A 21,110-nucleotide genomic window follows, 5' to 3' on the forward strand; every position below is an offset into this window, starting at 1 on the left:
CGTTTTGATACCCGCTTCGCCAGTTAAATATTGCTGAACGACAGAGAGCTTGAATTGCGTTGAGTACTTGGACATAAAAACACCCCAAAAATATGGACGGGTGTCCAACTTTTGGGGTGCAGTTCACATTGTTTGGGCTTTTTTGTGTTTAATGATAAGCGTATGCATGTGTTTTGCTGCCCGATAATGGAGCCACAATGATTATTAAATTGTCTGCTTTGCTTTTTTGCCTGAGTGTTTCTTCTTCTTTTGCAGATGAGACTCTGCTTAGTTTAAGGGCAGAAATTGGCAGTGCCCGGTGCGTGAAAGATACGCAGTGCCGCACCGTGGCCGTGGGGGCAAAGTCTTGCGGTGGCCCTGAGCTGTATCTGCCATGGTCTGTTGCAGAAGGGCAAGGGGAAAAAATAGCTTTGCTTGCCAGGCAATATAGTCAGCAAAGGGTGTCAGAGATTAAAAAAAGCGGTGAGTTATCTGTATGTCAGTTTGTGGCAGACCCAGGCGCAGTATGCAGGCAAAAGCAGTGTGTTTTACAGAGTGCGGGTGTGATGAACTAGGGTCTGTTTGATTTTTAGGCATAAAAAACGGCGAACCAAACTGGCTCGCCGTTTTGCATTAAAGATCACATGCTGCTTAATTAAATACCAGCACTGACCGCGCGCGAAGTTGAAGTAGCGCTTGGGACAGGATCATTGGTTTCAACAAGTAGTGATGTATTGCTTTGTGCTGCCCCGTCAATCAGGTAAGACACATTAGCAAGGTAGCGTTTACCTGTTGGCAGATCTTTCCAGCTAAAGCCTACAGAAGCGGTACCGCCTACATAGATTTTACCTGGAGCGAGCGCTTTAAACGAGCCACCTGTATCACCAGCGTTCACAATCCAGCTGGATAATGTGTAATCTGTGGTGCCGCCTTTGACTGCATAACCCACAACGCACGCTTTGTAATTGCCTGCAGGCAGGTTAAAGAGCTGAACACTTTCGTTAGAACCATCAGTTCCGCTGCTGCCCACTTTTACACCCGCAGCGTTCATCACCAGTAAATCGAGGTCATCTTCGCCACCGTGTGTGGTATCAGCGTTGTAAAGTGCAAAGCGTGTTGCCAGATTACCGGCAGGTACACTAAATGAATGAACGATCACGCCTGCAGTACTTGTTCCTGCTGTGCATTCACGTACACCATCTTTTGCTGCGGAATCCGTTGCAACAGTTGCTTTGTTCAGCGTCGCTTCTTTCAAGCCCCCCTTCACTAATGTGAGTTTTCCATCGCTGCCAGTTGCAATCGTTACCACTTTATTGCCTGTGGACTCTTCGCTGTTTAATTGCAAAGGCGCGGCAAGCAGGCTGGCTCTGGCTGTTAAGGGTGAGCGCACGGTATGAGTGCCATCAGACCAGACGAGCGAGCCGTATTGGTAAACACTCTTTGGTGCGGTGGTACGGCTTAAAGTAACGGCGAATGACTTACTTTCGCCCGGATTTAAGCTCAGAGTGGATGGTGATACAACGGTATCAAAGCCACTGATTGACGCTTGAGCCGTATACGTTGCTACGCGGTCACTGACATTCGTTACTGTGCGGTTGAATGTAAATCTGCCCAGCACGTTCGCTGCAGTCAGCGATGGCACGTTTAAGTTATAAGGCTGAATGCTGCCGATTAAGCTGCATTTGCTTGGGCTCAGCTGATTTTGTCCGCACAGATAGCGGTCGTAATCCAGCGGGCTTACATCGTAAACCAGGCCCGGGTCTGCCGCCGTATTCGGGTTAACATGGCCTGCGCCCTGTGCCCATGGCAGTAAACCGTTTTGTAAGCCCGGCTGACCGTCGTTCAGTGTTGAATAAGCACTGGTCATGAGGGCTGATTTAATCGCCGCTGGCGACCATGTGGGGTGCAGCTGATGCAGCAGCGCACCAAGCCCTGCCACATGCGGGCTGGACATCGATGTGCCTTGCATGGATTGCCATTCAGCAGGGGCCGCTGCACCATTTGCAACCTGGTTACGCTGAGCTTCAGTCAGCTCAGGCCGTGAAGCGGCCAGAATATCCACGCCAGGCGCGGTTAAATCTGGTTTGAGTACGTTGGCATCTGCACGGTTTGGCCCGCGTGATGAAAAATCAGCCATCACAGGGGCATTGCCGGCCGAGGTCGTTACCGATGCGCTGAATAAAGCCTGAGCAGTATTACCCGCTGCTGCTGCGTAAGCTTTTGCAGCCACGCCATCTGCAGCACTGATATGGACCGTTGGAATCACATGCGAGAACGCGGTAATCGTTGCCGCACCGCCAGCAACATTGGTCAGCAGCATGCCTGCACCGCCTGCTTCTTTTACTGCTGCACTTTTATTGAGCAAAGCAGATGAGCCGCGATCGCACAGCACAATTTTTCCGGCTACTTTGGCCGTATCAAGTTTTGCATCTGCTGGCACGCCATCTGCATCGCCATAGCAACGATCCAGCGCCGTTTTGCTGGCTGGTGAAAGGCTTTCATAGTTTGAAATACCCGCATTTTTGGCCACAATCAGATTGCCTGAGAGCGGAGCAGGGTTCACTGACCCACCCTTAATGGAACGGCTGCCAAGGGTGACTGTGCTTTCCTGTACCCGGTCATGAGTGGATGCTGCAACAGTGGTCAGCCATGGGCCAATATGCGCCACCATATTCGCCGGGCCACTGTTACCTGCTGATGCAGCAACAAAAACCCCAGCATTGGTTGCTGCCAGAAAGGCAAGGTCAACCGGATCATTGAGCTGCTCACCGCCGCTGATGGAGTAATTCAGCACATTTACCCCATCGCTAACTGCTGCTTCAATGGCTTTGATGCTGTCACCGCCGTAGCAATTGTTTTTGCCTGCAGCAACAACAGGGTCATTGGATGTCCAGCATACTTTGTAAGTTGCAAGGCGGGCTCTGGGCGCAATGCCTGAGATATAACCAATGGACGCGCCACCAATAGCCGCTGCTACTTTGCCATTGCCACCGGCCGTAGATGCAGTATGTGAGCCATGGCTATCGCTGTCGCGCGGGGAGTTGTAGTCGCTCCAGTGCGGTACTTTTGCCCCGCTGGCAACCAGCGTATCGTACTGAGCCCTGAATTTTTTGGCACCAATCAGCTTGTTATTACAATTTGCATTGGAAAACCCTTCGCCATTTTCGCAAGAGCCTTTCCATGCTGCAGGAGGCGCACCATAGACTTGAGTGCCGGCTGCATCATGTGTTGCTTCGCCATTTGCATTAACGCGATCAGCAAAAGAAGGATCTTCAGGCCATACACCTGTATCAATCACACCAATAACAATGTTTTCACCGGCGCTGGCCGCCCCATTTAATTGTGACCAAAGGCCAACACCTGGTTTATCCAGCCCTAAAAATTTAGGTGTGTAATTGGTTTGGATGGTCCGTGGCACATCCAGTGTAATGGCAACAACATCAGTGTTATTTTTGAGTTTTCGTACTTCAGCATCCGTCAGCATGGCTGAGAAGCCATTAAATACAACCTGGTAGTTATGCACGACAGGTGCATTGCCAATGCTGGCAATCACGTTATTTTGCTTGCGTTCGATATAGTTGATGTAAGCCTGAACATCATAAGCATTGACATCCAGTAACTGACCACTAACTGGTTTTGTTGCTTTTAAGCCACTGATTGCACCGGTATAAGAAGCGGCTGGCTGATCAGCCAGCTGAATAATATATGGCAGGCGGGCCTCATCTGCAGATGCAAAGCCGGCAGCACCAGCAGTCAGTAATGCGGTAATGGCCAGATTAATAATGCTGCGTTTCATCATGATGCAATCCCTGCAGAGTTGTTTTGAGCTTTGCTTTTACGACGCATCATCATGGTGATGCTTGCCAGACCCAATGCCATCAGCAGCCATTCAGCAGGCTCCGGTACGGCGGCAACATTTATATTGTCGATAGCAAATTGCGCCTGGTTATTGCCAAACGCAACGCATGCACCTGCCTCAGTTGTCAGGCACGCAGCAAAACTGATTTCTGTAAAAACACGGTTATTTGTTGTGTATTGGAAATCGCTGAAAGACCATTGCCCGTTCGAGTTTTGCCCCGGCAAAGTAAAGCGATCAATAAAGCTTTCGCCACCGATGCCCTTGCCCAGAACAATTAAATTAGCCACGCTGAAAGGGATATTTGCCAGAAGAGGGGATGTAAAGCTGCTTGAAAAGCTGCTTAGTGTGAAGCCAGTATCGTTGGAGATACGCAAGCCACCATCGTTTAAGCCAAGGTAGTAAGGCGTATCGTTGCCGCCCGGGCAATCAATAATGGCGCAAGTGTCGGCGGAGGCAATTGCGCCCGCCATGCCTTCGCCCAGCACAGATAATTTAAAAGAGGGATCTGCCTGTACATTGTCTCCCCCTTCATAAATCTCGCCTTTCAATGAGTCAAAGTTAATAATCGAAGCCTGTGCAGCAGGCATGGAAAAACCAATGGCTGCCGTCAGCAGTGCCATCTTGAGTGATTGCTTCATATAACTCCCTGTGTCTTGGATTTGAATGAACAACGGGTGTGCTCAAGGCTCAGGCATAAAGTGCCTTTACTGAATGAATCTGACTCTTTTGCCTGATTATTTTTTATGTGACTTATTAGTTGACGAACTGATTGCCTTTCATATTTATGAAGTTGGCGTGTGAATAATAACAAAATATGCCAGGCCGTCTATAATTCACTGTCATAAATCATTTATTTGTATCTGTTATGTAGCAGTATTGAGAAAACAGCATTTTTTGATGATTTTTCTTTCGTTTCTTAAATGGATATCGAGGGTTGGCAAATGCTGATTTGTTGCGGCTGAAGACCTTGTTTTCCTGATGGATTTAAATAAATGACTTTTAATTCAAATGGTTAGTTTTTTTTATTGGGTTTTTTAGTTTTAGGGGTGGAGTTTTTTTTATTTCTGGCTTGTGTCGGAGGAAAATCTCCTTTAGAATGCTGTCTCTCTGATCTTGTTGTTCAGTATCAAGTCAGTTAAAGCGCTAGGGTTGTAGCTCAGTTGGTTAGAGCGTTTGGTCGACATCCAAGAGGTCGTGAGTTCGAATCTCACCAACCCTACCAAAAAAATTATCGGTTATGATAAGCAAGAAAAATCATAACCGTACTTCACGGAGTTAAGCCCCATGAACCAAGTAAGCACCACCACCGAGTAACTCTGGCGGCGTGTGCGCGGGGCTTGATTTATAAAAAGTGCGGCGTAAGCCGCACTTTTTTTTCGTTCATTTTTTACAGCATCTGTTACTGTTTGTTTTCTTTTTGAAAGCCTTCTAACCTTATCTAAAACGCGCAGCACAGGATAAAACATGCCTATCGTGACCCTGCCAGACGGCTCTGAACGACAATTCGACGCCCCGCTTACCGTGGGCGATGTAGCAGCCAGTATCGGTGCGGGCCTTGCTCGTGCCGCATTGGCGGGTAAGGTTGATGGGCAGTTGGTCGATACCAGCTATCTCATTGATCGTGATATTCAATTGGCGATTATTACCGAAAAGGATGCGGAAGGCTTAGAGGTTATCCGTCACTCTGCTGCTCACTTAATGGCTTATGCAGTTAAAACCCTATTTCCTGATGCACAAGCGACGATTGGCCCTGTGATCGAAAACGGTTTTTACTACGATTTTGCTTACAAACGCCCGTTTACGCCAGAGGACTTGGTCGCCATTGAAAAGAAAATGGTCGAGTTGGCGAAGAAAGATATCCCTGTTGAGCGTTATGAGCTGTCGCGGAATGAGGCCGTTGCTTACTTTAAATCGATTGGTGAGGCCTATAAGGCCGAAATCATCGAGTCAATTCCTGCTGATCAAGTTTTAAGCTTATATCGTGAAGGGGACTTTACCGACCTTTGTCGCGGCCCTCATGTGCCATCTACAGGCAAGTTGAAAGTATTTAAACTCATGAAGGTTGCCGGTGCTTACTGGCGCGGCGATAGCAAAAATGAAATGCTAACCCGTATTTACGGCACCGCTTGGGCAAAGAAAGATGAGCTTGAGCAGTACTTACATATGCTTGAAGAATCCGAAAAGCGCGATCACCGTAAAATTGGCAAGCAGCTTGATTTATTCCACATGCAGGAAGAAGCGCCGGGTATGGTGTTCTGGCACCCTAAGGGCTGGGCACTGTGGCAATCCATCGAGCAATATATGCGCAAAAAGCTTGATCAGCATGGCTATCAGGAAATTCGCACGCCAATGGTTATGGATCGCAGTCTGTGGGAAAAATCGGGTCACTGGGAAAACTACCATGACGGGATGTTTACCACTGAATCAGAAAAGCGTGATTATGCCGTGAAGCCTATGAATTGCCCAGGGCATATCCAGGTCTTTAATCAGGGCTTGCGCTCCTATCGCGATTTACCACTGCGCTTCTCTGAGTTTGGCTCTTGCCACCGCAACGAGCCATCAGGCTCCTTGCACGGCATTATGCGCGTACGTGGCTTTGTACAAGATGATGCGCATATTTTCTGTACGGAAGATCAGGTTCAGGCTGAAGCTGCGGCATTTATTGATTTGCTGCAAGAAGTCTATGCAGATTTCGGCTTTAATGAAATTTTGGTTAAGCTCTCCACTCGTCCGGAAAAACGTGTTGGAACAGAAGAAAGCTGGGATCATGCCGAGGCTTCACTTGCCGCTGCGCTAAATTCCAAGGGCCTTGCCTTTGAGTATCAGCCAGGCGAAGGCGCATTTTATGGCCCGAAAATTGAATTTTCTTTAAAAGATTGCCTCGGTCGTGTGTGGCAATGTGGTACTTTGCAGATTGATCCGAATTTGCCGGAGCGTTTAGGCGCTGAGTATGTCGGTGAAGATAATGCAAAACATCGTCCTTTAATGCTGCATCGCGCGGTATTGGGCTCGATGGAGCGTTTTATTGGTATCCTGATCGAAAATCACGCGGGTGCATTCCCTGTCTGGCTTGCACCAACGCAGCTTGTGGTCTTGAATATTTCAGATGCACAGCGTGAATATGCCGTAGAAGTGTGTGAAAAACTCAAGTCCTTAGGCTTTAGGGCTCAGGCGGACTTGAGAAATGAGAAGATTACCTATAAAATCCGCGAGCATAGTCTGCAGCGTCTTCCTTATCAGCTCATTGTGGGCGATAAAGAGAAAGAGGCAGGCCTAGTGGCCGTGCGGAGCCGCACTGGTGAAGACTTGGGGCAGTTAACGATTGAGGCGCTTGTTGAGCGTCTGAAATCGGAAATGCCTAAAGTTTAATCGCGGGCTGTAGCGCGGTTTTGATTTTGAATGACTTGGAGAATCACAATAGCTTCTCAGGATAAAGAACCACGGATTAACGGTGAAATCACCGCCCGTGAGTTACGTTTGCAGGGTGTGGATGGCGAGCAGCTTGGTATCGTCAGCCTTTCCGAGGCTTTGGCTCTGGCCGAAGAGGCCAATGTTGATCTGGTGGAAATCGCACCAACAGCTCAGCCGCCTGTTTGCCGCATTATGGATTACGGCAAATTTAAGTATCAGGACGCGAAAAAGAAACACGCCGCCAAGCAGAACCAGAAGCAGGTCCAGGTCAAGGAAATCAAGTTCCGCCCGGGTACGGACGAGAACGATTACCAGATCAAACTGCGTAATCTGACCCGCTTCCTCGCCGATGGCGATAAAGCAAAGATTACTTTGCGTTTCCGTGGCCGCGAAATGGCTCACCAAGAAATCGGTATGGCTCAGCTGAAACGTGTTGAAGCTGATCTTGGCGATTTGGTTGTGGTTGAGCAATATCCGCGTCTGGAAGGGCGTCAAATGGTGATGATGCTGGCTCCTAAGAAGAAAGCCGCTTAATTTCCCTTTGTAAAACGACCGGGCTAGCGGCTGCGCCTGGTAAGGCTGGTTGTTTGTTTAAAACCAGCCAGCAGCCGTAATAAAAGCGTGGTGGCAGGTATTAAGTGCAGAGCGGGCAACCGCTATGGCGCCTGTCGCCCTATCTAACTCAGTAGTAGGAGTTCATCATGCCTAAGATGAAGACCAAGAGCAGCGCTAAAAAGCGCTTCAAGGTTCTCGGTGGTGGTGGCGTTAAGCGTAGTCACGCTTTCAAGCGTCACATCTTGACCAAGAAAACCACTAAGACTAAGCGCCAGCTGCGCGGTACAAGTATGGTCGATGCGTCGAACATGCCTTCTGTCCGTGCAATGTTGCCCTACGCATAACTAAAGGAAAAGACTCATGCCTCGCGTTAAACGTGGTGTTACAGCTCGTGCCCGTCATAAAAAGATCCTCGCTCTGGCCAAAGGCTACCGTGGTCGTCGTAAAAATGTCTATCGTGTAGCCAAACAGGCTGTCATGAAGGCAGGTCAATACGCTTACCGTGACCGTCGTCAGAAGAAGCGTCAGTTCCGTCGCCTATGGATTGCGCGTATCAACGCTGCTTCCCGTGAGTGCGGTCTGGCCTACAGCCGTTTCATGAACGGTCTGAAGAAAGCTGGTATTGAAGTTGACCGTAAGGTTCTCGCTGATATGGCTATCTTTGACAAACCAGCTTTTGCTCAGTTTGTTGAAGTTGCTAAGGCGAAACTAGCCGCCTAATCGGCTGGTCGACAAGAGGGGGAGGCTTCTGGCCTCCCTTTTTTATTCCCTTGGTTTATCCAAGGGGGTGCTTTGCTGATTTTCTTTATTGGTATGTCAGCTAAAGCAAAACAATTTGCCTGAGATTGCCGCAAGATCATGGTTGATAACGTACAAGCGATTCTGGAAAAAGGCCTGGCTGCATTAAATGCAACCAATGACCCGAACGAACTTGAAAATGCCAAGGCGCAATTTATTGGCAAGCAGGGCGAGATTTCTGCGCTCTTAAAACAGTTAGCCACCTTGCCGCCCGAAGAAAAAAAATCTTTTGGTGCAATTGTTAATCAGGCTAAGCAAGCTTTTGAAGCATCACTCAATGCCCGTCGTGAAGCCATTGCTAATGAAAAATTAGCAAAGCAGCTGGCGGCTGAAGCGCTGGATATCACTCTGCCAGGCCGTGGCCTTGCTGCAGGTGGTTTGCATCCGGTGACTAAGGTGCGTGAGCGCATCGAAGCATTGTTTCACTCTATGGGTTTCGCAGTGGCCGATGGCCCCGAAATCGAAACAGATTTTTACAATTTTGAAGCCTTGAATCTGCCGCCAGATCATCCTGCCCGCGGTATGCAAGATACCTTTTATGTAGAAGGTGGCGAAGTGTTGCGTACGCATACTTCACCGATTCAAGCGCGTTACATGGAAAGCCACGAGCCGCCGATTAAAATTATCGCGCCGGGCCGGGTTTACCGTGTTGATTCTGATGCCACACATTCGCCAATGTTCCATCAGATGGAAGGCTTGTGGGTGGATCAGGATGTCTCCTTTGCCGATTTAAAAAGCGTGATTGTCAGCTTTCTGCGTCAGTTCTTTGAACGTGATGATCTGGAAGTGCGCTTTCGCCCCTCTTTCTTCCCCTTTACCGAGCCTTCGGCTGAGATCGATGTAAAGTGGTCTAAGGGCTGGATGGAAGTGGGCGGTTGCGGCATGGTGCACCCCAATGTGCTGAAGAATGTAGGCATCGATAGCGAAAAATTCACCGGCTTTGCCTTTGGTATTGGCTTGGATCGTTTCGCGATGCTGTATTACGGCGTAAACGATTTACGCCTCTTCTTCGAGAACGATATTTCCTTCCTCGAACAGTTCAAGTAATTAGTTGAAAAGTGGCTCAGCTAAAGCAGTTCTTTAAAGAGAGCTGTTCTGGCTGGCTTTCTACAGCGGATGTTGTACCGTCCGCGCATCTGTAGGTGCGAGTGATGAAATTTTCTGAACAATGGTTGCGTAGCTGGGTAAACCCGGCACTAAATTCTGAGCAGCTGGCCCATTTATTAACAATGGCCGGTTTGGAAGTAGAAGAAAATGACCCTGCTGCCCCTGAGTTTACTCAAGTGTTTGTGGCAGAGGTGTTGTCTGTTACCAAGCATGAAAACGCCGACAAACTGAATGTTTGCAGCGTAAATGTAGGTGAGGCTGAGCCATTGCAAATCGTGTGCGGCGCACCGAATGTGGCCCCGGGCATTAAAGTGCCTTGCGCCCGCGTGGGTGCCGCTTTGCCTGGCGATTTTAATATCAAAAAAGCCAAGGTTCGTGGCGTTGAATCCTTCGGTATGCTTTGTTCCGGCGATGAATTAGGCATGCCAAGCGATGTTGACGGCCTGATGATTTTGCCAAGCGACGCGCCTGTTGGCATGCCGATTCGCGAATACTTGCAGCTTGATGATCGCTTACTGACTTTAAAGCTCACTCCAAACCGCACTGATTGCCTGTCGATTAAAGGCATTGCGCGTGAAGTGGCTGCTTTAACGGATGCCGTGCTTCATCCGGTTGAAATTAAAGCAGTCGTTCCAGCATGTGACGATGTGATTGCCGTATCACTCAATGCGGGAGCAGCGTGCCCTCGTTACGCAGGGCGTGTAATTAAAAATGTAAATCAAGCAGCTGTGACTCCAGATTGGATGAAGCAACGCTTAGAGCGTTCAGGTTTACGTACTGTCTCGGCGATTGTTGACGTAACAAACTACGTCTTGCTGGAGCTTGGTCAGCCAATGCACGCCTTTGACGCTGATAAGCTGCAAGGTGGTATTCAGGCACGCTTTGCTCAGCAGGGCGAAAAAATTACGCTGCTGAATGAAAAAGAGTTGATGCTAGACGCCGATATGCTGGTGATTGCCGATGCTGCTCAGCCCTTAGCGCTGGCAGGTATTATGGGTGGTTTAGCATCGTCTGTAGTGGCTGGCACACAAAATATCTTTTTAGAGTCCGCCTTCTTTGCGCCAGGCACGATCGCAGGCCGCTCTCGTCGCGTGGGTTTCAGCTCAGACAGCTCGCATCGTTTTGAACGCGGTATCGACTTTGCCAATGTGGTGAATGCACTTGAGCGCGCTACACAGCTGATTCTGGATATCTGCGGCGGTGAAGCTGGCCCGGTTACAGAAGCAAAGGCTGAGCTGCCAGCTCGCCCGGCTGTGGCCTTGCGTGTATCGCGCGTGGCTAAAGTTTTGGGCATTCAGCTATCCGCAGATGAAATCCTTGCCTTGCTGGCTCGTCTGGCTCTGCCAACATCGCTTGCTGGCGATGTGATTACTGTAACGCCTCCTTCTTTCCGGTTTGATATCGAAATCGAAGAAGATCTGATCGAAGAAATTGCCCGCCTGTTTGGCTACGACAATATTCCTGTTGCACCTTCAGCATCGCGTCAGATGATGCTGCCGCAGCTTGGGGACCGTCGTGAAAAGGCCGCACTGAAATCAATTATGGTGGCTCGCGACTATTTCGAAGCCATCAGCTACGCCTTTGTTGAAGAAAAGTGGGAAGCCGATTTTGCGGGCAATACCAGCCCGGTGAAATTGCTTAACCCTATCGCCAGCCAGATGAGCGTGATGCGTTCCAGCCTGTTTGGTGGCCTAATCTCTGCGCTTCAAGGCAATCAAAAGCGTAAGCAAGAACGCGTGCGCCTGTTTGAGCTTGCCCGTGTATTTAATGGCACTACTGCCGATGCTCAGCCAGAGAAAATCGCTGGCTTAGCTTGGGGTCACCGCAGCGCCGAGCAATGGGGCATAGCCAAGCAATATGTTGATTTTTATGATGTAAAAGCTGATGTAGAAGCACTGCTTGCTCCGCGTAAAGCAGACTTCCGCCGAAGCGAACATCCAGCCCTGCATCCTGGCCGCGCTGCCGAAGTATTACTAAATGGTGTCGTGGTTGGAGTGATTGGCGAGCTGCATCCTAAATGGGTGCAATCGTACGATTTAGGCACAGCGCCCATCTTGTTTGAGTTGGATGTGGAAGCGCTTGTAAGTGTTGAAACGCTTACAGCTAAGCCAGTATCCAAGCTACAAGTTGTTCGCCGTGACCTTGCCTTACTGGCAGATGAAAGCTTGTCTGTGGCAACACTGCAAGCCGCATTCGCCAAGCTGAAAAACCCGCTCCTTATAGCATCAGAAGTGTTTGATGTCTACCGTGGAAAAGGTGTTCCAGAAGGTAAAAAAAGCCTTGCTTTCAAGATGTTAATGCAAGATACTCACAAAACTCTTACTGATGAGGAAGTCGACGCTGTAGTCGCGGATATGATCCGTGCTGCCGAAGCAAGCGGTGCGACGCTGAGAGTCTAATGCTAATGCAGTATACCCCCACTACAATGATGACGCTTACTAAAGCTGACTTAGCCGATATGTTGTTCGACAAGGTTGGTTTAAATAAGCGTGAAGCCAAAGACATGGTCGAAGCCTTCTTTGAGGAAATCCGCACGTCCCTTTCTGAGGGCGATTCGGTAAAACTCTCCGGTTTTGGCAATTTTCAGCTCAGAGACAAGCCACAACGTCCTGGGCGTAATCCTAAAACAGGCGAAGAAATCCCAATCTCCGCCCGGCGCGTGGTTACTTTCCACGCCAGTCAAAAGCTGAAGGGAATGGTCGAAAGTCACTATGCAAAGCACCAGCCTCGTCATACCGACCAGTGATCTGCCTTCAATCCCCGTGAAACGCTACTTCACCATTGGTGAGGTCAGTGAGCTTTGTGGTGTAAAGCCGCATGTGCTGCGTTACTGGGAGCAGGAATTCACGCAATTAAAGCCGGTAAAGCGGCGCGGAAACCGACGCTACTATCAGCACCATGAAGTGCTGCTGGTGCGCAGGATCCGCTCTTTACTTTACGAGCAAGGCTTTACTATCAGCGGCGCCCGTAACCAGTTGTCAGCACTTCGAGGAGATGCTGATGGCGTGGAAGAGGGCGCAACAGTGACAGAACTGCGTCATGAATTAGAAGCACTACTTGCTTGGTTGGATGACTAGTCAGGCAAGCGGACGTAAGGTATAATACGCCCTGAGTTCGGAATGTGGCGCAGCCCGGTAGCGCACTTGCATGGGGTGCAAGGGGTCGGAGGTTCGAATCCTCTCATTCCGACCAACTTAAGTACTTGATTAAAGGCCACTTTCTAAGTGGCCTTTTTTCTTTTTGTGCTTCTGATTAAGGTAAGTGCGGGAGTTTTGCGGGACAGGTCTTCTGTCACTTTGTTTGCGGCATCTATTAACTGGCTCAGTTCAGCGGCGGAGTAGTGTGTCGTGACGTTGCCATTAGTATGGCCAAGCAACACCTGCCGGTCTTCATGGCTTACACCCGCAGCCCTTAAGCGTCGGCCAAAGGTGTGCTTTAAATCGTGCACTCTTACATTGGCCAGCCCTTCACAAAATGGCTGCTTTGTTTCTTCTGCCATTCGTTCAGCCGCTCTGTTCCTTGCTTTGCGCCAGGCGTGATCATTCATTCTGGCAAGGCACCGGCCTTCATATGGGAATACCCATTCCTCATCAATTCCGCGCTGGTTGTTTATGACCTGTTTCGCTGCGGCATTTAAAATAATTACGCGGTCATCTCCATTTTTAACACCGCGTGCGCCATCTCTTCCGCCAAAATTCCAAGGCACTACAAATACGCTGGTATTTAATTCCGGGATTTTTACTTCCCATTCCCAGCGCAATTTGCAGACCTCTTGTTCCCGTACTCCAACATTTACCTTAAACATTGCCATTCTCTTTAAATGCTCTGGCAGCTCCATCATTAAATATCGCTGTTCATCAAAATTAAGAGGGTAGGGCTCGCGGGCGGTTTCTTTTTCATTTAGCTTGGCAATCATTGGCGGTGAATCAAGCCACGTCATCCCGTGCTCATCGCGCCAACTGCGAGAGGCCAGATTTAATACCCGGATCACTTTCTCTAAGGCCATATTGATGGTGCGATGGCTAACCCCCTGTAATAGACGGGCCTCAATAAATGCGGCTAATGTACCGTCGTGTAATTTATTTAATGGGCAATTACCAATAAATGGATCCAGCTGAGAAAAAATCAGGGCAGTTAATTTAATAGAAGGCTGCTCCAAATTATCCCGCAAGTATTTCGTTGCGGCTTCCCGCCAGATCCGCTCTGGCCGTATGCCATAGACCGTGGCATTACGGATTGCCTCCAGCCGGTGGATTAAGTAGCTTTCTGCTTCTTCCCTGTCGCCAGTGCCAGTGCTTTCGCAAAGTCGTCCGTACCCCTTAATTTGTTTGTCGATGTGCCAGGCACCTGCCCGGAGCGTAAGACCGGTGATATTCTTTCTTGCCATGTTGATACCTCTTTATGTTGTCTTTCTACGGGGCCGGTTTTGGGAATATTGGCTGCTGGTACTCGGCAGCCATTGATACGCTGAAAGCCGACGTCTTGTTTGTATTGCGTTACCCACTCATCCAGGTCGAGCCGGTCAAATGCGACGCCTTGAATGCCGATAGGAACGGCCACAACATTAGGCTCGACTGTCTTAGTAAATTCGTTTTTATTCATGCCCAGATAGGCAGGGGCATCGCTTTTACGAATAAGTCTTGGGAGGATTTGCATCTCTGTGTCCTTTTATCGGCCTGCGATGCGCCGGGCTTTTTGTTTGGTGGCGTTATGCCCTTGCCAGTCTTTCGCGCACTCCTCGCAGCAGAACACCGCATCATTGGCGGCGACCGCGCTGCACCAGCGGCATTCCCCGCTGGGCTGAGGGGTTGTATCTTTGCTTAGCTTTGCATTGACGTAGTGGGCTGCGATGGCGTTGCAGCGCATTAGCTCGGATACGTCGCTGGCTTGGTCTATCTTGTCGCTCATGGTTCAGATTCCTGTTTAGATCGATGAATGATTCAGCTGCATACGTCGGGCTGGATGCGGCAGGCGTAGCAGTGCCTTGGTCGTGCTTTAAATTTGATTTTTTGCGTCCAGATAAGCCTGAGCACCGTACTTCTGAGCGTTGATTCTTGCCCGTTCACTCAGATCCGGCGGGGCTTTCTCTTTTCTTATGCCTTTATCATTAAGTGCCTGATCCAAAGTGCAGGAAACAGTTAATGCCACATGACCTAGGGTCGAAGGCTTCGCCCTCTCCCTACGCTTGCGCTTCGCTTCAGCGGCAAAAGCCACCCCTAAAAACACGGCTTCTTGTTTCTGCTTTTGGGCGCGCTTCATTTCGGCCACTTCGTGCGGGCTGTATTCAATATGCGATGCGCCCTTAAATGGGCCTTTTTGCGCCTGGCAAGTTTTACCCAGCCGGGCTTTGCCTTTGGCACCCCATTGCACCTTCCAGCCTTCCTTATGGGTGAGCACCTGGCCGCGCTGGCTCTTAACACCGCAAATCACCGCAACCACTTCGCCATAGCCGTTGATTTGTTCACGTTTCACCAGCTCCAGCGGGTCGTTTTCCATGGCGACCATATAGGCTCTGAAGTCGCCCTTGTCGGCGGCATCCCATGCGCTGCCTAAAATACGGGTAGGGCAAACGATCTGGCCATCCAGATGTAAGTCACGTAAAGCAGTGAGCGGGGCCAGTACATCGGCGCGGCCTGATCTCATGGCCTTCATGGCTTCGGTAATACAGGGCTGCAGATTGCCGTCGATTAATCCCCTGGCGGCTTCCGCAATGGCCGGCTCTTTATCCAGCGCAATCAGCTGCTCTAATAATGTTTCGGCGTCTTTGCGCACGCGGCGGGATTCGCGGTAAGGCGTCACCGGCGCGGTGCCAAACATCTGAAACTGACGACGGCCTAAAATACGTGCCCAAACCGTGGCGCGCTGTGCGCCGCTGATGGCGCTCATGCCCGCTTCGGTATCGCCGTCTACTTTGTAGCCGTCGATATTTTTAGCGATATAGGCGATGGCATAGGCCACGGCGGCGTAAACCATATCCTGGCCTTTGCGGGGCTTGATGGCGTCGATCTTCACGCGGACTTTTTGGGCGTTTTTTTCATTAGGTTCAGCTTGCAGATATTTATCGCGGATGATCTTCAGGGCTTCGCTGGCGTGCTGCGGTTTCACAAAAAAGATTAAGTGCCAGTGCGGGGTGCCGTCTTTGTGTGGCTCTAAGGTGCGCAGCCCCATAAAATCAATTTCGGCTTTGCTAAATTGGGTACGGCATTGCGCCCAGCATTGGGTCAAATAGCTGGCGGTTTGTTGCTGGCTGTAGCCATTCCATTTTTTATTGAGGATTAGCTTTAAGTGCGGCTTTTCACCAACGCTGGTGCAGCGGTGGTAGCAACCTGGCGCCGTCAGCGTGATGGCGTAAGCGCGGTAGCCCATTTCTTGCGCCCGTTCGGCCATGCCCTTCATGCGGACAATTAACTCGGTGCGCTTGTTCTTGCCGTTGGCCATGCTGCCTGCCAGTACATCGGCCATATCGACCACTTCACCATCGGGCGAAATCGCCACCGCTTCGGCCATGGCCACCGCGCTTTGCTGGGCGCGGATCACCATCCGTTCTAAATTCCACGGACTGACATAAGCCTGATCTTTACCCATGCCAATACCATAGGAATAAGCGCGGGCTTCGGCGGCGCGGATGGCGAGCGTACGCAAGCGCTTGCTCCACCATTTATCTGACTTGATCCGGGCGGCCAGCTCCAGCACATAACGGCGCTGGGACGGTTTCATTTTTTTGTAATCAAGATGCTTTACGCCGTGCTCGGGTAACACAATCCAGCCGCGAGCCACCACCATTTCCAGCAGCTCCAGCGGCGCTTCAATGTTTGAGCAACGGACGGCAAATTCTTTGGCCTTGGCGCGGCACTCGCTATCCGTGGCGGTTTCCAGCCATGCTTGTAAATTGAATTTGGGATTCATTGCGCGGTCGCCCTGGCATACCAAGCGTTTTGCAGCGTGGTTTCGCCTTCTGCGATGACGCTACCCAGCAAGCCGCGTATCTGTTTCAGCTTGGCGGATTCACGGGGCAGATCAAATTGATTCAGGCGGGCCATGCGGGCATGGATGGCCGCGTCGGCTTTTTGTGCCCAGGCCAATAAATCGGCCAGCTCTTGGTTTTCTGCCTGGTTTAATACCGGCAAAGGTTTGCGCTGTGGTTTCAGTGTGGCGAGGACTTCTTCGCCGTCATCCGCATAGATAAAAGCAGGGCGCTCTTGTTTTACTTCTGGCAAAGGCATGGCCGGAGCGTTTCTGACCATGGCTAAAACCCGGCTTCGCGCATCCACATTGATCTTTGTTGCCACACAGCGCTTAGGCTCTGAAGTGTTGGCAGGCAGATCAATCCTTGCTTGTAACTGCTTTGCGAGAGCGGCCATGTTTTATCCAGACGTGACAAAGCCCCTGCGGCTGTTAAACAGGCGCGGGAAGGCTTAGATAAAAGGGGGATTACTTCGGGTTAAAGCGCGAGGGAGAGTTGCTGTTCTTTAAATTTTGGATCGTTAGCAGGGGGAAAGTCAGTCCATTTAAAGACTTCATGATCTTCGCTGTACTTGGCGACCCTGGCCTCTGTGATTTGGAAACCTACTTTTAGCCTGGCGCCACAACACCGGCAGCCAATTTGGGCGGTAGTGGCTGTGGGCGTAATCCGGACGCTGGTTCGCGTATGCGTTTTAGAATTGCAGTAAGGGCAATGAATCTCTACGGCCATGATGATTACTCCAGAGCGAACAAAAATTACAAAAGCAAAAGGCAGAGCCACAAACGACTACCATTCGTCGGGTAAAACGCTTATATTTCTCTACGAAACTTAACAACGCATTAAGCGGCAGCTGCTTGTTCTGTCTCGGTAAGTGCAATGTCTTCTATGTCTTTAAGCTCTTCTTCAGGGATTTCAATTCCGCGAAAAGCCAAGCCTTCTAAGATCAGCAACCGGCACATTGAAGCAACAGACCTTGATTCTTGTTTTGCGATTGAACCCACAACGGGGTGCTCAATGGTTGTTAATCGTAAATTGATACCCCGGCGGCTGAGCAGGCCGCGCGGCGCTCTGGGCATTGTCTGATCACCTGCCTCGTTTTCTATCATTGTTTAAGTTACCATTAAGGTTATTTAGAGTGTCACTAAGCGACTTATCAGAATTTATGAATTCATTATCAGTTGAAATCAACCGAATGTCAAACGATGAAGATCGAATTCACTCGATAAGTGATCGATTTAAAGAAGAGAGAAAGCGTCTTGGCTTATCTCAAGAAAAGGCATCGAAGGCGCTTGGTGCCTCGATTAGCTCTCTTTATATGTATGAAAAAGGGAAGGTAAGCCCTCCTGCTTCGGTACTTTTTTTGCTTGCATTATTAGGTGCAGATATTCAGTACATAGTTACGGGTGAGCGCAGCTCTGTGAACTTGCCCGACACAGAACAAAAATTAATTTCTGCTTTTCGTGCTGCACCTGAGCCGGTGCAAGCTGGCATCCTGGCCATGCTTCAAGTCGTTCCTGTCGCCGATGCGCCAACCTCAGAGAAGTCGCCAGATGTAAATCCTAAGTTCACAGGTAAGGTAGGCCAGGTCATTGAAGGCAATGTGAAGGTAAAAGGTAAGCAAACCTTTAAATTCTGAATATAAAGTGATGAATAAATAGCCACCGCTTAATCGTAAGCGCTGCCGTTGAAGCGATCAAACCCGCAATTTTGCGGGTTTTTTTATGGTTTAAATAAATTGAAAGATCAATCATTCTTGGGTGAAGTGGGTATGGTGGCATTTAAAAACATAAAGATTGAACACAAGCATTTTCACTATGCTGCTTCTCCCCGATTACTCTTAGCCGCCTGCATATTGTTGTCTTTTGCGCTGGGTGTGGTGACGGGCAGGGACTATTTGCCTGTACGGTATTCTTCAGAGGATAAGCCCGCCATGACAGAGCAAAAGGATGGCCCTCTGGTCCTGACAATCAATGCGAGTTCAGCTGTATAAATAGCAGGTAAACAAAAGCCCCTCGATAAAAAGGGGCTTGGTTCGTTTGGCCGAGGTGCGAAAGCTCAGCATAGAACACTGTGCGGCAGCTTCCGACCCAATGCGGCCACTGATTCATCAACAATGTGAGTGGCGGGTTTCCTCAGTAAAGCTGGCGCTCTGTAATGAATCTGAACGGCAACAGCTCAGCCTTAGCGGAGTCTCATTACCTGCCGAGTCCTATTCAAGCCATGCGACAATACCCTTCAGCTGCACCTCGCCTTTACGGATGGCTTCATTCAATTCTGACGTATAGCAAACTAGGGTACTTCACTCGGAATTGGCAAAACGCCATCACCATTCATCAGTTTGACACCTACACAGTTGTCGTTATGTACCCATACTCCTTTGCCGACATAGTAGGTATGATAATCTTCAACTTCAAGGTTATAGACCCGCAGCTTAAGATAAGGATCATCCGAATAACGAATCGCATAATCGCCCGGAATCTGGTTCCCAATTGGATTATAGCTATTGAAGTCCATCAATGAGCCGCGCTCGAAATTATCCTGCAGCTCAGGTGCCCAACCCACCCCAGGCTGATGGGTACGATAAACTGGCGAGTTGTACATAACGCGCGCCAGCGTACCATCCGTCAACTGCACCAAATGCCAGCCGCGCTCTAAATCTGCAGCCTGCACCCAACCAATTGGCATATGTGTCACAACTTCTACGTCATTACCATCGTCACGCTCTTCCCAGCTCACTGTTTCCTTAACCACCCAGAATGGATGGTTACCAGTAGCAAACAACACATACTCAGATTGAGTATCATCACCAAGACGATAGTAAATTTTATGTAAAGTTTTGTCATCATGAACCAATGTCTTCACAACACGTTTGTATTGCTGCGCACCTCCCGTTTCCGGTTGCGAAAGTACTAGATCACCAATTTGAATCTGCTCAATCGGTTTTGGTCCTTGGTCAGTCCAAACTCGGGTACCGGCAGGGAAGCACCCTCTTACTTGTGATGGGAGTTTGATGTCTTCGGCTAACCCGAACGTTTTGAAGATTTCGGAGGGAATGTTTTTTTTCATCGGGTTAAGTCCATCGACAACGGTTTAAATATCCAAGGCATTCAAAAAATTTAATTACGATAGAGAGCGTCCGTAATGGTGATTTTTACCGACGCTCAACTTAGCCTAAATCAGCAATCCTAAACGCCCGCTTCTGGCCGATAGCGGCCTGCCGCTCAGTCTAACCCAGTCGTTTCAACCGAGCATTAACTCTCGTTTGATGATGGCGATATTGGTAAGCGGGCTGGCGACGTTCGATGAGTTCGGGTGGATAAATTGAGTAAGATTCCGCAATATTTCGCGTGCTTCAGCAGGATATGTGTATCTAACAAATACTTCACTCGTCAGCCCCATTGAATAAAAGCTCAATTTCTTTTGCAGCCATCGTGTCGAAGTCATCCGGCACCAAAAACGGCCCCGACATAAACCCTAGCCTTTGCATGGTTGGCGGTGCATCAAGGGGTATGACTTTTACCAGTGGTTTTCCGGCTTTTGCAATAATAAAGCCCCCAGTCATTTGGGCTTGATCGACCAGCTCGGATAAGTTGGTTTTCGCTTCGTGCATATTAATTGTTAACACAAGCACCTCTTACTTTTAAACTAAGTTATGTTGGTCTAGTTTAATAGCCGGCGAAGTACAAGCGAACCAAAATAAAAAAGCCCCTTGATAAAAAGGGGCTTAGTTAGTTTGGCCGATGATCTGCGGTCTAGCCAATATGTATGGTTACTGGCTTATCTGCACGGCCAAGCAAAGAAATCAGCGTATCAATCGTAAACTTATTAGTTTTTTTATTAACTACATCCGAAACGCGTGGCCGCGAAATATGGAGTATTGCAGCCGCTTCAGCTTGCTTAAGCTGTTTGCTTTCGATCCATGATCCTAGCTCTGCAATAAGCTGCTCTTTGAGCATTAAGGTAGTATTAATTTGTTTTTGTGATTCGGCGTGATAGCGCTGTGCTTCTTCCGGCGCAAAGCCAAGCTCAGCAAACAAGTTGCCACCAGCCGGGGTGATATGCTGGATTGTGGTGTCAATATTATTCATGGCTCTGTTTTCCTTGATTGAACGATGGCCCGATAACGTGCTTCGGCAATGTCCTTATCTTTTTTTGCAGTAGCTTCAGTTTTCTTTTGGAAGCAATGCAATACATAAATGGCCTCTTCAAACTTGGCCACATACATTACGCGAAAGATACCGGCTGCATCTTTAATCCGAACCTCTTTTGTTCCCCGGCCAACATCATCAAAAGGCTTCCAATCATCTGGATCTAAACCGGCCTGAACTTTTGAAAGTTGGTAGCCTGCTTCTTTGCGTGGGCTTTCTGGAAAGCGGATAAGGTCATCAAATGATGATCCCACCCACCTTATTTCTTTATCATCTCGCATGTATAAAA

At 49.3% G+C, this 21,110-nt stretch carries 24 protein-coding genes and 2 tRNA genes; 13 read left to right on the forward strand and 13 right to left on the reverse strand.

Annotated features, from left to right (window positions below; all coding sequences use genetic code 11):
- Window positions 1–197: 197 nt before the first annotated feature.
- On the forward strand, window positions 198–554 hold the full coding sequence (locus CSQ88_RS10805; protein WP_099398116.1) for a hypothetical protein: 357 nt from the start codon (window positions 198–200) through the stop codon (window positions 552–554).
- 80 nt (window positions 555–634) lie between these two features.
- Here the strand turns inward: CSQ88_RS10805 and CSQ88_RS10810 are convergent, their stop codons facing one another.
- Together CSQ88_RS10810 and CSQ88_RS10815 are read right to left on the reverse strand one after the other, a co-directional pair.
- Window positions 635–3,778 (reverse strand): S8 family peptidase, encoded by a 3,144-nt coding sequence (locus tag CSQ88_RS10810; protein ID WP_099398117.1) that lies wholly within the window; start codon window positions 3,776–3,778, stop codon window positions 635–637.
- Window positions 3,775–4,476 (reverse strand): NF038120 family PEP-CTERM protein, encoded by a 702-nt coding sequence (locus tag CSQ88_RS10815; protein WP_099398118.1) that lies wholly within the window; start codon window positions 4,474–4,476, stop codon window positions 3,775–3,777. The genes CSQ88_RS10810 and CSQ88_RS10815 overlap by 4 nt, the downstream gene beginning before the upstream one ends.
- A 507-nt stretch (window positions 4,477–4,983) precedes the next feature.
- Between CSQ88_RS10815 and CSQ88_RS10820 the strand changes: the two genes are divergently transcribed.
- A tRNA-Val gene (locus CSQ88_RS10820) sits at window positions 4,984–5,060 on the forward strand.
- 13 nt (window positions 5,061–5,073) lie between these two features.
- Here the strand turns inward: CSQ88_RS10820 and CSQ88_RS10825 are convergent.
- Complete coding sequence (locus CSQ88_RS10825; protein ID WP_099398119.1) at window positions 5,074–5,304, reverse strand: hypothetical protein; 231 nt, start codon at window positions 5,302–5,304, stop codon at window positions 5,074–5,076.
- On the opposite strand from CSQ88_RS10825, the gene thrS reads away from it, so the two are divergent.
- The 9 genes from thrS (at window position 5,303) to CSQ88_RS10870 (ending at window position 12,901) form a co-directional block, all read left to right on the forward strand.
- A complete protein-coding gene (gene thrS / locus CSQ88_RS10830) occupies window positions 5,303–7,207 on the forward strand; it encodes a threonine--tRNA ligase (RefSeq protein WP_099398120.1) in 1,905 nt (634 codons plus the stop codon). The two genes, CSQ88_RS10825 and thrS, sit on opposite strands and share 2 nt — an antisense overlap.
- A gap of 30 nt (window positions 7,208–7,237) precedes the next feature.
- The gene (infC, locus tag CSQ88_RS10835) at window positions 7,238–7,783 is read left to right on the forward strand and encodes a translation initiation factor IF-3 (protein ID WP_099398121.1); all 546 of its coding nucleotides are present in this window, start codon (window positions 7,238–7,240) and stop codon (window positions 7,781–7,783) included.
- A gap of 167 nt (window positions 7,784–7,950) precedes the next feature.
- Window positions 7,951–8,148, forward strand: coding sequence for a 50S ribosomal protein L35 (gene rpmI, locus CSQ88_RS10840; RefSeq protein WP_099398122.1), 198 nt, complete (start codon window positions 7,951–7,953; stop codon window positions 8,146–8,148).
- 16 nt (window positions 8,149–8,164) lie between these two features.
- Window positions 8,165–8,524, forward strand: coding sequence for a 50S ribosomal protein L20 (rplT, locus tag CSQ88_RS10845; RefSeq protein ID WP_099398123.1), 360 nt, complete (start codon window positions 8,165–8,167; stop codon window positions 8,522–8,524).
- A 138-nt stretch (window positions 8,525–8,662) separates the two neighbouring features.
- Window positions 8,663–9,649, forward strand: coding sequence for a phenylalanine--tRNA ligase subunit alpha (gene pheS / locus CSQ88_RS10850; protein ID WP_099398124.1), 987 nt, complete (start codon window positions 8,663–8,665; stop codon window positions 9,647–9,649).
- A 104-nt stretch (window positions 9,650–9,753) separates the two neighbouring features.
- The gene (pheT, locus tag CSQ88_RS10855; protein WP_099398125.1) at window positions 9,754–12,108 is read left to right on the forward strand and encodes a phenylalanine--tRNA ligase subunit beta; all 2,355 of its coding nucleotides are present in this window, start codon (window positions 9,754–9,756) and stop codon (window positions 12,106–12,108) included.
- A gap of 29 nt (window positions 12,109–12,137) precedes the next feature.
- On the forward strand, window positions 12,138–12,455 hold the full coding sequence (locus tag CSQ88_RS10860) for an integration host factor subunit alpha (RefSeq protein WP_046352592.1): 318 nt from the start codon (window positions 12,138–12,140) through the stop codon (window positions 12,453–12,455).
- Window positions 12,421–12,786 carry a MerR family transcriptional regulator gene (locus tag CSQ88_RS10865; RefSeq protein ID WP_099398126.1) on the forward strand — a complete coding sequence of 122 codons (366 nt, stop codon included), beginning with the start codon at window positions 12,421–12,423 and terminating at the stop codon, window positions 12,784–12,786. Before CSQ88_RS10860 ends, CSQ88_RS10865 begins: the two co-directional genes overlap by 35 nt.
- A gap of 38 nt (window positions 12,787–12,824) precedes the next feature.
- Window positions 12,825–12,901 (forward strand) — tRNA-Pro (locus tag CSQ88_RS10870).
- 28 nt (window positions 12,902–12,929) lie between these two features.
- On the opposite strand, the gene CSQ88_RS10875 is transcribed toward CSQ88_RS10870, so the two are convergent.
- The 6 genes from CSQ88_RS10875 to CSQ88_RS10900 form a co-directional block, all read right to left on the reverse strand.
- A complete protein-coding gene (locus tag CSQ88_RS10875; RefSeq protein WP_257212565.1) occupies window positions 12,930–14,081 on the reverse strand; it encodes a tyrosine-type recombinase/integrase in 1,152 nt (383 codons plus the stop codon).
- On the reverse strand, window positions 13,964–14,365 hold the full coding sequence (locus CSQ88_RS23370) for a hypothetical protein (RefSeq protein ID WP_257212561.1): 402 nt from the start codon (window positions 14,363–14,365) through the stop codon (window positions 13,964–13,966). The genes CSQ88_RS10875 and CSQ88_RS23370 overlap by 118 nt, the downstream gene beginning before the upstream one ends.
- A gap of 12 nt (window positions 14,366–14,377) precedes the next feature.
- The gene (locus CSQ88_RS22770) at window positions 14,378–14,617 is read right to left on the reverse strand and encodes a hypothetical protein (protein ID WP_143449463.1); all 240 of its coding nucleotides are present in this window, start codon (window positions 14,615–14,617) and stop codon (window positions 14,378–14,380) included.
- Window positions 14,618–14,704: 87 nt separating this feature from the next.
- Complete coding sequence (locus CSQ88_RS10885) at window positions 14,705–16,615, reverse strand: replication endonuclease (RefSeq protein WP_099398129.1); 1,911 nt, start codon at window positions 16,613–16,615, stop codon at window positions 14,705–14,707.
- On the reverse strand, window positions 16,612–17,070 hold the full coding sequence (locus CSQ88_RS10890) for a hypothetical protein (protein WP_099398130.1): 459 nt from the start codon (window positions 17,068–17,070) through the stop codon (window positions 16,612–16,614). Before CSQ88_RS10890 ends, CSQ88_RS10885 begins: the two co-directional genes overlap by 4 nt.
- Before the next feature lie 442 nt (window positions 17,071–17,512).
- Entirely contained in the window at window positions 17,513–17,749 is a 237-nt protein-coding gene (locus tag CSQ88_RS10900) for a hypothetical protein (protein ID WP_143449464.1), read from the reverse strand.
- An 86-nt stretch (window positions 17,750–17,835) separates the two neighbouring features.
- On the opposite strand from CSQ88_RS10900, the gene CSQ88_RS10905 reads away from it, so the two are divergent.
- Together CSQ88_RS10905 and CSQ88_RS10910 are read left to right on the forward strand one after the other, a co-directional pair.
- On the forward strand, window positions 17,836–18,309 hold the full coding sequence (locus CSQ88_RS10905; RefSeq protein ID WP_099398133.1) for a helix-turn-helix domain-containing protein: 474 nt from the start codon (window positions 17,836–17,838) through the stop codon (window positions 18,307–18,309).
- A 99-nt stretch (window positions 18,310–18,408) separates the two neighbouring features.
- A complete protein-coding gene (locus CSQ88_RS10910; RefSeq protein WP_143449465.1) occupies window positions 18,409–18,663 on the forward strand; it encodes a hypothetical protein in 255 nt (84 codons plus the stop codon).
- 299 nt (window positions 18,664–18,962) lie between these two features.
- On the opposite strand, the gene CSQ88_RS22975 is transcribed toward CSQ88_RS10910, so the two are convergent.
- From CSQ88_RS22975 to CSQ88_RS10930, 4 genes are all read right to left on the reverse strand, one after another.
- Window positions 18,963–19,739, reverse strand: coding sequence for a polymorphic toxin-type HINT domain-containing protein (locus CSQ88_RS22975; protein ID WP_099398135.1), 777 nt, complete (start codon window positions 19,737–19,739; stop codon window positions 18,963–18,965).
- A 316-nt stretch (window positions 19,740–20,055) separates the two neighbouring features.
- Window positions 20,056–20,298 carry a type II toxin-antitoxin system Phd/YefM family antitoxin gene (locus CSQ88_RS10920; RefSeq protein WP_099398136.1) on the reverse strand — a complete coding sequence of 81 codons (243 nt, stop codon included), beginning with the start codon at window positions 20,296–20,298 and terminating at the stop codon, window positions 20,056–20,058.
- A 127-nt stretch (window positions 20,299–20,425) separates the two neighbouring features.
- The gene (locus CSQ88_RS10925; protein WP_099398137.1) at window positions 20,426–20,761 is read right to left on the reverse strand and encodes a helix-turn-helix domain-containing protein; all 336 of its coding nucleotides are present in this window, start codon (window positions 20,759–20,761) and stop codon (window positions 20,426–20,428) included.
- Window positions 20,758–21,102: a type II toxin-antitoxin system RelE/ParE family toxin gene (locus CSQ88_RS10930; RefSeq protein WP_099398138.1), complete on the reverse strand. Its 345-nt coding sequence runs from the start codon at window positions 21,100–21,102 to the stop codon at window positions 20,758–20,760. The genes CSQ88_RS10925 and CSQ88_RS10930 overlap by 4 nt, the downstream gene beginning before the upstream one ends.
- Window positions 21,103–21,110: the final 8 nt, after the last annotated feature.

The sequence above is a fragment of the Iodobacter sp. BJB302 genome (assembly GCF_002735645.1).
In the GTDB taxonomy this organism is placed as follows: domain Bacteria; phylum Pseudomonadota; class Gammaproteobacteria; order Burkholderiales; family Chitinibacteraceae; genus Iodobacter.